The sequence below is a fragment of the Burkholderia sp. Ac-20392 genome, from assembly GCF_017104585.1.
Lineage (GTDB): Bacteria > Pseudomonadota > Gammaproteobacteria > Burkholderiales > Burkholderiaceae > Burkholderia > Burkholderia lata.
This window is the reverse complement of sequence record NZ_JAAGPB010001096.1, coordinates 1-976: the sequence shown is the minus strand read 5'-3', so window position 1 is coordinate 976 and position 976 is coordinate 1. Positions and strand designations below refer to the sequence as shown.

The 976-nt window shown below is 62.7% G+C and carries 1 protein-coding gene; it reads right to left on the bottom strand.

The annotated features are described in order from the left end of the window. Window positions 1–597: pyridoxal-phosphate dependent enzyme (locus tag G3N99_RS40990; protein WP_206125281.1), on the bottom strand; the 597-nt coding region annotated here is incomplete at its 3' end. Window positions 598–976: the final 379 nt, after the last annotated feature.

Below are 976 nucleotides of genomic sequence, written 5' to 3'. Positions count from 1 at the left end.
AATCTGCTGATTCTGTGTTTTCAGATACGTCGACACGCCCATGATCGTGCCGGTCGTTCCCATCGACGACACGAAGTGCGTGATGCGCCCTTCGGTATCGCGCCAGATTTCCGGGCCCGTGCCTTCGACGTGCGCCGCCGGATTGTCCGGGTTCGCGAACTGGTCGAGGATGATGCCCTTGCCTTCGCGCTGCATCTGCTCGGCGAGATCGCGCGCGTATTCCATGCCGCCCGTGACCGGCGTCAGAATGATCTGCGCGCCATACGCGGCCATGCTCTGACGGCGCTCGACCGACAGGTCCTCCGGCATGATCAGCACCATCTTGTAGCCGCGGATCGCCGCGGCCATCGCCAGCGCAATGCCGGTGTTGCCGCTCGTCGATTCGATCAGCGTGTCGCCCGGCTTGATGCGGCGGCGCGCTTCCGCCTTCTTGATCATCGACAACGCCGGACGGTCCTTCACCGATCCAGCCGGATTGTTGCCCTCGAGCTTGGCGAGAATCACGTTGTTGCGGCTGCGGATCTCGTCGTCGGGGAGCCGGACCAGTTGCACGAGCGGCGTGTTGCCGATCGTGTCTTCAATCGTTTTGTATGCCATATCGGGTTCTGAAGCGAGCGATGCGCGAAAGTTTGTATTCAGTCCGTTGATTTTAAACCACCCTCTGCGACGCTGCCGTGCGCCCCTTCTCCCCGCATGGATGCCCGACCCGGCAAGGCCCAAAGACCGCGGCCGGGGAGCCGCGGGAGCCCGTCATGGAAATGACAGCTGAAGGCGTGTCCATTTACGCCACTCACGCCACTCGCGATGGAGCAACGACAGCAGAACAAACTGAAAGCGGCCGCGGACCGCGCGTGCGCACGAAGCAGGCGAGCCGGATGCCCGCGGTGGTACGAAACCACACGAAACTGCACGAGCTTGCACACACGCGGACCGCGCGATGACTACTTCACCGCCACGGCAGTGCCGTATTTAGCAG